Here is a 7,880-nt window from a genome sequence, read left to right on the forward strand (position 1 = left end):
GGCACTCCACCCCGTCCGAGCGTCGCGACCATCGCGACGGCGGAAGGGGACGCTTCCGACCGCGCCGCCACCGGGAACGTACGACGCACAACCAGCGGAACGCCGCGGGGCGTTGAGGCCCGAAATGGCCGACAGAACAGATGTCACGTCCATGCCCGCGCCGCTCCGCCGCAGCCAAGGCACCGGCACCGGCACCGGCACCGGCAGCACCCACGGCACAAGCGAAGATCCGCCGGTGTTCGAGACCGCCGATGGTGATCTCCCCATGGGCGGACTCGCGGAGGTCCGCATCATCGCCGCCAGCCCCGACATCGCCCAACGAGTGGCGCAGCTGCTGCGCCGGGACCTCCGCTGCGACGAGCCACGCAGCTATCCCGCGGGCCCCGACGGGCAGGGCACCCTGCTCCATCTCACCGTCGACACCGGGCAGGTCAGCGAAGAGCACTTTGCCCGGTCGCCCTGGCTGGCCACCAGCCACACCCAGGCACGACGCGCCCACACCGACGAGCCTGGCTGACGCCGGCCGAGAACCGGCGCCCGCGTCCCCAGCCGCCCGGTACGCACGCCACTGCGCCCTGCCCGGCTCGCCCTGCGGCCGCCGACCTTCCCGCCCGGGCCCCTCTGCGGCGCATGGTGGCCCCGCACCGATGACCTGAAGGCCGAACTGCCCGCACTCACCGAGGCGTTCGACGCGACGCGAGGACGTGTGTCGCGCATGGCGTCCCGCCGCGACACCTGGCCGGCGGCGGCCTGCGACCTGCCCGTGCCCGGGCACACGGTGAAGGCCGCGTGGTTCACCTCCGGTTTCGACCCGCACATATTTGGCTCTTCTCGTACGGCGTCGGACGCTGGGACCTGCTCGTCGTCCCGGACCGAGACCGCCACGGCCGCACGGCTCATGGCCGCGGCCGCCGACCCCGCGCTGCACCTCACCGCGAGCGAGCTTCTGGCGGCCGAGCGACGCCTCCACGCCAAGGACGAGGTCGTACGCGAGCAGGGGCGGATGGAGCAGTGGGAAGACGAGGGCGGAGCACCTAGACGCCCCTGGGCCCCCTCTCCTCCTCCGCAACTGTTGCGGTCCGTGACCGCCCACGTAGGACCGGCTTGCCGCCCGCCGGGCCTGACCCGAACCGACCGCTCCACAACCCGTCAAAGGAAACGCCATGATCACCACAGCGCCTCCCTCACCGCTCTCACCGCCCACCCGCTCTCTCCTCCGCCTGCGCCTCGCGCCCCACAGCGCGCTGCGGCGTCGTCTCGACGGCGTGTGGTGGCCACGCTCCTACGACCTCCTGGCGGAGCTTCCGCAGCTGCTCGCCGCACTGCCGCGCGCCTGGGGACACATCGCCGGCGTCACGGTGAACGGAGCGGCCTGGTCCGCGGCACCTGGCCGGATGCTCGTCGCCAACCAGGTCGTGCGACTGCGGAAGACGGTCGCAGCACACGCCCCGGACACCGTCGTCCTGCTGGCCCCCGGCCACGGCCGCTGGGACCTGCTGGTCGTGCCGCCCGACACCACCCAGGAGGCGGCCGAACCGATCATGACCGCCGCTCTCAGCGACCGCGCCTGACACGCCAGGAGTGGCGTGGACGCGAGGAGGCCCCGAACAGGCAGGTGAGCACGATGCCCGATCCCGATTCCCCGCCTCCGGCAGGTTTGCTGGCGGACGGTGCACACGAATCCCTGCGTCCCGGAACGGCGCTCCTGCGGCTCACCACCACTCACGAACGCCGGAGCATCCTCGGTGCGTGGTGACCCCGTTCCCGGAATCTCGCCGCCGAACTGCCCGGCCTGGTCAGCACACTGACCGAGCGCCTCGGGCCGATCACACGGATCGGCCTGGACTCCGCGGCCTGGGACGAAATGCCGACGCGGACGACCGTCGACGATCGTGTGGTGCACATCGACGTCTTCTCCGTGGGTGACGACACCGCGCTCGTGACCCGAGGGGGACCAGGACCACCTCTCCCTGCTCGTGGTCCCACCCGACACGCCCCCCGAGGCGGCGCGAGCCGCGATGACGGAAGCGGTCCGATCCGGCAACCCCAAGCAGACCCAGCAGATCCTGATCGACACCAACACCCGCCAGCAGCTTCTGCTGGACGTTTTCTCCTGATGCGCATGAGCGAAGGCCCACGCGGCCGACTCGTGCGTTGTCGGCGCGCGAGCGGAGAGGAACGTTGCCCGCGGCCCGGAAAACACGTCTGTCGGATGCCGTGCCCTTGGCGTGCCCGTAAGAACGGAGAACTACGGCCAATTACGGTGTGATCCAAGCTGACGGCATGGGGATGCAAACCGCGTAGGCGCAGGTCAGACTCGACGCATCCCCGCAAGCGCCGTCGCGCTACCGCGACCCCAGGGACACCCAACAGCAGATGCTTGATCTCGTTTTCGAACCGGATACGGCTCCGCTGCGACGGATCCTGCACGACTTCATCTTCGAAACGCCCGGCGGGCGAACCATCCCCGAGCTCAAGCGCTACGCCCTCTTGGAAACCGTCTACCGGCCCGCCCAAGTGATCGAGGCCATCCGGCAGCTGCGTGAGGCGGGCGCCGCGACGACGGAAGCTCGTGCCATCAACGCAAAGACGCGGATGAGCCTGGCGGCGACGCCGTCCGCTACCCGTCCGTCAGCCGAACAAGGCGCCCTCTGGTGAGACGCCGCGAGGGCACATCCAGGGCACATGAGCCTGGGAAACGGCGTTGACCCGTGAGAACTACCGAGAGGAGTTTTCCCAGGTCAACGCACATTCCCGTGCGAAACCCCAGGTCAGCGCCCTCCCGCCCCCAATCGCTGCACGAGTGGCAGGACTTCTCGCACCGGCTGCATGAGGCGGGGCATCAGCCTTATTGCCTGGTGTGGCCCTGAGTTCGGGTTTCAGGGGGTTCGGGCGGGGTCTTCGGTCCCGCCTTCGTCATGTACGGGGCGGGGCCGCCAGGCGGCCGGGACGGTCGGCCTCGCCGGCCGGGCACCCTCCCACAGGCCAAGCGCCGCTACGCCTTCCGCTGCAGCAGTGTTCCAAAGCACACCCGGCGCATTAGTTCAGGATTTCCTGAATCCATGAATCCGTGTACTGTACGAGAATGCTGAGCATCGCCTCCGATATCGACGCCCTGGCCCGTTTCGGCCGTGCGCTCGCCGACCCGATCCGCTGCCGCATCCTGCTCGCCCTGCGCGAGGCCCCCGCTCACCCGGCCGACCTGGCGGACAAGCTGGAGATTTCGCGCACCCGGCTGTCGAACCACCTCGCCTGCCTGCGCGACTGCGGCATCGTCGTCGCCGTCCCCGAAGGCCGGCGCATGCGCTACGAACTGTCCGATGCCCGACTCGGCCATGCCCTGGACGACCTGCGCGGTGCCGTCCTCGCCGTCGAGGCCGACCGCACCTGCGTGGAGGCCGACCAGGAGGGCTGCTGATGGCGACCCCGGTATCCCTCGGCCTGCCGTCGGCCCGACACGCCCAACTGGCCCGTCGCATACGTCTGCTGATCGCCGCCACCATCACCTACAACGTCGTCGAGGCGATCGTCGCCATCACCGCGGGCACCATCGCCTCCTCCACCGCCCTGGTCGGCTTCGGCCTGGACTCGGTCGTCGAGGTGTCCTCCGCGGCCGCAGTGGCCTGGCAGTTCTCGGCACGTGATCACGCTGTCCGAGAGGCCCGCGAGAAGACCGCCCTGCGCATCATCGCGCTCTCCTTCTTCGCCCTCGCCGCCTACGTCACCGTCGACTCCGTCCGAGCGCTGACAGGCTCGGGCGAAGCCGAGCACTCCACTGCGGGCATCGTGCTGGCCGCCCTCTCCCTGGCCGTCATGCCCTTCCTGTCCGCCGCCCAGCGCCGCGCTGGCCGCGAACTCGGCTCCGCCTCCGCGGTCGCCGACTCCAAGCAAACCCTGCTGTGCACCTACCTCTCGGGCGTCCTTCTGCTGGGCCTGCTCGCCAACTCCCTGTTCGGCTGGGGCTGGGCCGACCCGATCGCAGCCCTGGTGATCGCCGCCGTCGCGATCAAGGAGGGGCGTGAGGCTTGGCGCGGCGACAACTGCTGCGCCATGCCTGTCGGAACGATGACGGACAAGGCCGCGAGCCAGGGCGGCTGCCGCTGCGCTCCGGGCTGCGCCTGCGGCGCCCCGGCCTAGGAGGCTGATCAGTTCCATCAAGCCGCTGCTGCGGCGGGCCGCCCGACACGCCCCGCCCTCTGACCCGGGGTGGACGGGGCCCATCGACAGGCCCCGTCCACCGGGCCGGAGGCGCGGTCAGTTGTCCGATCGCTCGCCGGACTTCACCCGGCCGCGTTCGAGCGGGCGTTGCCGCTGACGGCGCCGGGCGTCCGTCGGGCCGGTGATGTCGAGGTCGATGCGGCCCGTCACCCTCCGGGCCGCTTCGACGAGTTCGGGCGGTCCTTCCACGGTGAACCGGCAATCGAAGGTGATCAGGAAGCCGATGAGCGCCGACCACGACCAGGCCCCCATCTGGATCCGGGTGATCCTGTCATCGATCGCTTCGAAACTGGCGGCCCCCGGAGCCCATTTCGCCACCAGTGCCGCGGGACACTCCATCAGGACGGTGCCCCAGCAGGGCCAGGCGTCCGGGGTGTCACCGCGATCGGGCTGGCTCTGGACGAAGCGGGTGATGTCCTCGTCGGGAACCTCACGCTCGCCGAAGCGCCACGCGGTGGGGGCCGGCAGCCGGATGCGGTCGAGCCGGTAGGCATGCCAGGAGCACCGCTGCTGGTCGTAGGCCACCATGTACCAGCGACCCGACCAGACGACGAGCCGGTGGGGTTCGGCCAGGACCTCGCTGTCCTCCATCGAGTCGTGGTTGATGGAGCGGTAGGAGAACCTCACGAGGTCGCGTTGCTGTGCGGCGGTGCTCAGCTGCGCGAGGAGCGCGGGATCGATCCGGGGCGGAGCGAGTTCCCACGCGTTCTCGATCTGTTCGATGGAGAAGGTCGCAAGACGACGGGCCACATGAGGCGGCAGCAGCTCCTTGATGGAGTTCAGCGCGCGCTTGGTGGCATCCCCCATGCCGGTCACCGAGGCCGGTGCGGTCTGGAGGGACAGTGCGATGGCGAGGGCCTGCTCGTCGTCGACCATCAGCGGAGGAAGACGCGCTCCGCGGGACATGCGGTAGTAGCCGGACGGGCCTTTCGTCGCCGTGACGGGGTAGCCCAGCTCGCGGAGGCGGTTGATGTCACGCCGTACGGTCCGGGGCGAGACGCCCAGCCGCTGGGCCAGCCCTTCACCGGTCCACTCCTTCTTGGTCTGAAGCAGGCTGAGGAGCTCCAGCGTTCGCTTCGCGATCAAAGGCTGCCCTCCCGATCAGTGTGAGTAGAGGTCAGAATTCGTCCTCTTCTCCTGCCATCGTGCCAAGGCGCCGGGGTCGAAAGGATCCCCCGGCCGGCCCGAGCATCCCGCCCTTCGGCAGCCGAACCGGGCGCTTGCATCACACAGGATGGATCAACACCTTGTCTGACAATCCAACTCGGTCTTCCTTAGCCAACCGAGACCCTTGGCTGGGCTTGGTGGCCGTGTCTCTCGGTGTGTCGCTGGTGGTCGTGGACTTCACCATCGTCAACGTGGTGATGCCGCCGATCATCGACGACCTGGAGATCTCGGCTTTCGACGCCCAGTGGATCCAAGAGTCCTACGCGATCATTCTGGCCGCTCTGCTGTTGGTGATGGGGCGTCTTTCGGACGTCGTGGGAGCACGTCGGCTGTTCCTGATCGGAACCGTGGTCTTCGGACTGGCGAGCGTCGCCGCCGCCCTGGCGCCCTCCGGAGATCTCCTCATCGCCGGCCGGTTCGCCCAGGGCATCGGCGGCGCGATCGTCATGCCGACCTCGCTCGCCCTGCTCAACATGACCTTCCGGGGGCCTGACCGGGGCAAGGCCTTCGCCATCTGGGGATCCACGATCGGTGCGGCAGCCGCGGTCGGACCGCTGCTGGGTGGCTGGCTCGCCGAGTACTCCTGGCGGTGGGCCTTCGGCATCAACATCTTCGTCGTGGTGCTGATCGTGCTCGGCGTCATGAAGTACCTGGAGAAGTCCCCCCGGCAGCCCGGCAAGATCGACGCCGTCGGCGGAGTGCTGTCGGTGCTGGGCCTCGGGCTCCTCGCCTTCGCACTGATCGAGGGGCGCAACTACGGGTGGTGGGAGCCGCAGAAGGACTTCGGCCCCTTCGGGGACGCGCTGGGCCTGTCCGTCATCCCCGTCGCTCTGGTCGTCTCCGTGGCGTGCCTGGCACTGTTCCTGCTGCTCCAGCTCCGGTTGACCCGGGTGGACGGCACGGCACCGCTGATGGACACCTCGCTGTTCGGCATCAAGTCCTTCAGCACGGGCAACATCGCGACGCTGATCATCGCCTTGGCGGAGTTCGGCATGCTCGCCGTTCTGCCCCTGTGGCTCCAGTACACGCTGGGGTACTCGGTGCTCCAGACCGGGCTGATCGTCTTCATCGTCGCGGTGGGCAGCTTCTTCGCGAGCGGAGCGAGCTTCGGCATGGCCGAGAAGGTCGGCCCCATCGGCCTGGTGCGCACCGGCCTGCTACTCGAGGCCATCGGTCTGCTGATGTTCGGCCTGCTGGCCGGCAGCGATTCGCAGTGGTGGATCATCGGAATCGCCCTGTTCCTGTACGGCATGGGGGTCGGCTTCGCCACCGCGCAGGTCACCAACGTCGTACTGGCGGACGTGCCGCCACAGCACGCCGGCCAGGGCTCCGGAATCCAGAGCGCCGCACGTCAGCTCGGTTCCGCGCTCGGCATCGCGATTCTGACGTCGACCTTCTTCACGGCGCTGGACTCCGACCTGTCGGATCGGCTCGTCCAGCAGGGAACGCCCACGCCCGAGGCGGACAAGCTGTCGTCGGCGGTTGCCGACAGCGCCGGCGCGATGATCTCCGGGCTCGGTGAGAACCCGCAGACGGCATCGGCCGCTGACGCCGCCCGTGATGCCATGTCCCACGCCATTCAGATCAACGGCTACACCTGCGCCGCGCTGCTGGCGCTCGGCATGCTGGCGACCCTCCTCATCCCCCGGCCCAAGGCCGGTGCCCGGCAGCGGCGCGAGGAGCACCCTGTCGACGAGCCCTCGGACTCCGACATCAACGCCCGGAAGTTCTCCGCCCCTTGACACTCCAGCAGGACTCAGAGGCTTGACCTGGGGAAACGCTGGGCGGGGCTGCGCAGTCGGGCGGCTGTAGCGCAGCGGTGTTCCACCGGACATCCATGCGGGAACCGACTGCCCCGCATGGATGTCCGCTGTCGGCAACGGCGGCGGTCAGTGGTCGGAGTAGCTGAAGTCCCCCACGGTCCAAGCGCTCACGTCCTCGATCGCGACCCGGTACATCCCTCCCGTCTCGGGGATGCCCACCGTGCCCTGGAGGATGCGGGCGACGTGGAAGTGCAGATGTGTGGGTGGCCCCTCCTTCTCCACCGGGGTTTCGAAGACCGCGGAGAACTCGCCCAGCCGGGCGGAGTTCGTCAGCACCTCCGAGACCCTCGCCCTCCACACGGATTCTGGAGCCAGCCGGCCGGTGATGACAGCACCACCGGCGACCACGGTCAGGGACATCTGGTTGCTCTGCCCGGACTCCACACGGGCAGCGATGTCAACGATCAGCTCGTCAGGCTTCGCCATGAGACCGGATTTTATGCACCGGCCCGCCCGGGCGCCTCAGGCGGTGGCGAAAAGGGGCCGGTCCGGCCCACGCCCCGCTGCTCCTCGTCCTCCCCCGCGAGGCCGGTGTCGACGGTGGTGTCCTCCCCCTCGAGGACTGACCGACCGGCTCGCGGCAGTGCCGGCGGGCCCGGCTCCACACCGGCTGCTCAGCCCTCCTCGCGACCGCTTCCCGCCGCCCCCTCACACCGCTGTCAGCCCTCCTCG

8 protein-coding genes and 2 pseudogenes are annotated in these 7,880 nt (G+C 69.4%); 8 read left to right on the forward strand and 2 right to left on the reverse strand.

The window, feature by feature from the left end:
- Positions 1 to 151 precede the first annotated feature (151 nt).
- From C1J00_RS33630 to C1J00_RS33660, 7 genes and pseudogenes are all read left to right on the forward strand, one after another.
- On the forward strand, positions 152 to 517 hold the full coding sequence (locus tag C1J00_RS33630) for a hypothetical protein (protein ID WP_342751771.1): 366 nt from the start codon (positions 152 to 154) through the stop codon (positions 515 to 517).
- Positions 518 to 589: 72 nt separating this feature from the next.
- Positions 590 to 895, forward strand: a pseudogene (locus C1J00_RS48120) (DUF5994 family protein); the annotation flags it as partial.
- 268 nt (positions 896 to 1,163) lie between these two features.
- Positions 1,164 to 1,571: a DUF5994 family protein gene (locus tag C1J00_RS33640; protein WP_102912753.1), complete on the forward strand. Its 408-nt coding sequence runs from the start codon at positions 1,164 to 1,166 to the stop codon at positions 1,569 to 1,571.
- Positions 1,572 to 1,624: 53 nt separating this feature from the next.
- A pseudogene (locus C1J00_RS33645) lies at positions 1,625 to 2,117 on the forward strand (DUF5994 family protein).
- 259 nt (positions 2,118 to 2,376) lie between these two features.
- Positions 2,377 to 2,658 carry a hypothetical protein gene (locus C1J00_RS33650; protein ID WP_245936605.1) on the forward strand — a complete coding sequence of 94 codons (282 nt, stop codon included), beginning with the start codon at positions 2,377 to 2,379 and terminating at the stop codon, positions 2,656 to 2,658.
- A 427-nt stretch (positions 2,659 to 3,085) separates the two neighbouring features.
- Positions 3,086 to 3,418 (forward strand): ArsR/SmtB family transcription factor, encoded by a 333-nt coding sequence (locus C1J00_RS33655; protein ID WP_102912754.1) that lies wholly within the window; start codon positions 3,086 to 3,088, stop codon positions 3,416 to 3,418.
- Positions 3,418 to 4,137, forward strand: a complete 720-nt coding sequence (locus C1J00_RS33660) for a cation efflux transmembrane domain-containing protein (RefSeq protein WP_102912755.1) — start codon at positions 3,418 to 3,420, stop codon at positions 4,135 to 4,137. Before C1J00_RS33655 ends, C1J00_RS33660 begins: the two co-directional genes overlap by 1 nt.
- A gap of 117 nt (positions 4,138 to 4,254) precedes the next feature.
- Here C1J00_RS33660 and C1J00_RS33665 read toward each other — a convergent pair whose 3' ends face one another.
- Positions 4,255 to 5,304 (reverse strand): helix-turn-helix transcriptional regulator, encoded by a 1,050-nt coding sequence (locus C1J00_RS33665; protein WP_102912756.1) that lies wholly within the window; start codon positions 5,302 to 5,304, stop codon positions 4,255 to 4,257.
- A 218-nt stretch (positions 5,305 to 5,522) separates the two neighbouring features.
- Between C1J00_RS33665 and C1J00_RS33670 the strand changes: the two genes are divergently transcribed.
- A complete protein-coding gene (locus C1J00_RS33670) occupies positions 5,523 to 7,127 on the forward strand; it encodes an MFS transporter (protein WP_342751772.1) in 1,605 nt (534 codons plus the stop codon).
- Between the two features lie 147 nt (positions 7,128 to 7,274).
- Here C1J00_RS33670 and C1J00_RS33675 read toward each other — a convergent pair whose 3' ends face one another.
- Entirely contained in the window at positions 7,275 to 7,634 is a 360-nt protein-coding gene (locus C1J00_RS33675; RefSeq protein ID WP_102912757.1) for a hypothetical protein, read from the reverse strand.
- Between the last annotated feature and the right edge of the window lie 246 nt (positions 7,635 to 7,880).

It is taken from the genome of Streptomyces cahuitamycinicus, assembly GCF_002891435.1.
Taxonomy (GTDB): domain Bacteria; phylum Actinomycetota; class Actinomycetes; order Streptomycetales; family Streptomycetaceae; genus Streptomyces; species Streptomyces cahuitamycinicus.